The organism is Haloprofundus marisrubri, assembly GCF_001469955.1.
GTDB lineage: Archaea > Halobacteriota > Halobacteria > Halobacteriales > Haloferacaceae > Haloprofundus > Haloprofundus marisrubri.
In genome coordinates, this window is sequence record NZ_LOPU01000008.1 from 1 (window position 1) to 1903 (window position 1903).

The 1903-nt window shown below is 58.0% G+C and carries 2 protein-coding genes; both read left to right on the forward strand.

The genetic code is table 11. The features are described 5' to 3' along the window. The first annotated feature begins 144 nt into the window (after window positions 1-144). Window positions 145-537 (forward strand): IS200/IS605 family transposase, encoded by a 393-nt coding sequence (gene tnpA, locus AUR64_RS01825; RefSeq protein WP_058580253.1) that lies wholly within the window; start codon window positions 145-147, stop codon window positions 535-537. A gap of 1 nt (window position 538) precedes the next feature. After that, a complete protein-coding gene (locus tag AUR64_RS01830) occupies window positions 539-1849 on the forward strand; it encodes an RNA-guided endonuclease TnpB family protein (RefSeq protein ID WP_058580254.1) in 1311 nt (436 codons plus the stop codon). Window positions 1850-1903 lie beyond the last annotated feature (54 nt).

Below are 1903 nucleotides of genomic sequence, written 5' to 3' on the forward strand. Positions count from 1 at the left end.
CTATCTTTTCAAGGCGAGAATCCCGCACTTTAGGGCGGGCGTGAAGCCGACAACTCCTACACGGACCACAGTCGGTTGCAGGCCGAATACCCCACGACTACGAACCTTCATTAGAATTGGGTGTGTAGAAACAAGTACGGCCAAATGAAGTACAACCTCGAAACCGGGTCGCACACGGTCTACACGCTCCAATATCACTTCGTGACCGTTACGAAGTACCGCGCAGACCTCCTCACCGACGAAACCGCAGAACGAATTGGTGAGATTGCTAGCGACATCTCCGAGGACTTCGGCGTGAACATCCAGAACGTCAACGGTGGTTCCGATCACGTCCACATTCTGTTCACAGCGAAGCCAACGACCGACCTCACCAAGTTCATCAACTCACTCAAGGGCGTCACATCTCGCAAGATCCGTGACGAGAACCCCGAAGTTCGACAGGCGCTCAATGAGGCTTTCTGGCAACCAGGATACTTCCTCGCCACCACCGGACAGGTGAGCATCGACGTGTTGATGGAGTACGTGGAGGAGCAGTAGCGTGTCTCCGACCGTCACAAAAACGTTGCAGGCGACGTTCGCGCCACCCACCGCACACAAGCAGTCGAAACTCAACGACCTGCTCAACACGTACCGTGACGGTCTACAAGAGGCGTTCGACGCCGGGGCGAGCACCATGTCGGCGGTGAGCGACATCGTGACTCCTTACGACCTCCCATATCAGGCGAAGGCTGCCCTCTGCAACTACGTCCCGAAACTCCGCAAGACGTACAACGCGAAGGAGCTGGACGACGGCCACCCGATACGGCTTACCAATCAAGCTGCAAAGTTCGACCACTCCGAAGAACGCGACTACGAGTTTACGTGGTGGGTTCCCCGCCCCGGTCGTGGAACGAACTTCTGGATACCGCTCCGTATCAACCCCGAACAGAAAGACCTCTGGCACGACCTCGTATCGGAGGACGCAAAGGCCGGAGAGATACGGCTTCAGAAACACCGGAAGAACTGGGTACTGCACGTCACCGTCGAGTACCCGGTTGAAGAACCAGCGACGGACGGTGACGCCACGCACATCGGATTAGACATCGGAGAAACCGCCCTCATCACGGGCTGTGCCCTCAAGGATGGTTCTCCGGCTGACCCGTTCGTGTGTAGCGGAAGCAGAGCGAAGCATCTCCGCAAAGAGATGCACACGACCCTGAAACGACTCCAAGAGCGTGACGCATCCGAGTGGCGGATTGATGACCGATTCAGCCACTACCAGAACGCGCTCACCGACATCGTGGAGAAAGCGTCTCGGCAAGCCGTCGAGTACGCCCAAAAGTTCGAGAACCCGGTGTTGGTGATGGAGGACTTGACGTACATCCGTGAGCGTCTCGACTACGGGAAGTACATGAACCGTCGGCTTCACTCGTGGGCGTTCGCCCGACTGCAAGGGCGCATCGAGGACAAGGCGACGGAAGCAGGCATTCCGGTCGAGTACGTGAATCCGGCGTACACGTCGCAGACGTGCCACTTGTGCCACCGTATCGGTCAGCGGGACTCCCAAGCCGAGTTCCGGTGTCCAAACGACGACTGCCACGTTTCGACGTTTCAAGCCGACATCAACGCTTCCACAAATATCGCACGACGGATTGACCCGTGGGGAGAGAGCGTCCCGCTTGACAAGGCGGAACGCAATGACTCGCCCCGGGATGGGAGCGGTTGTGACACCGCCACGACTCACCGTGAGACGAGCGTACCAGCGCAGATGACGCTCACGGCCTACGAAGAGTCGAAACCCTCTGCCAGCGTTCACGAGACAAAGTCTCGTGAGCCAACCAGAACCGACGGTTCTGGTGACGACGACTAACTGGTATTCCCCATGCGTGGGAAGCCTCGCCGTTTACGGCGAGGAGGATGTCAC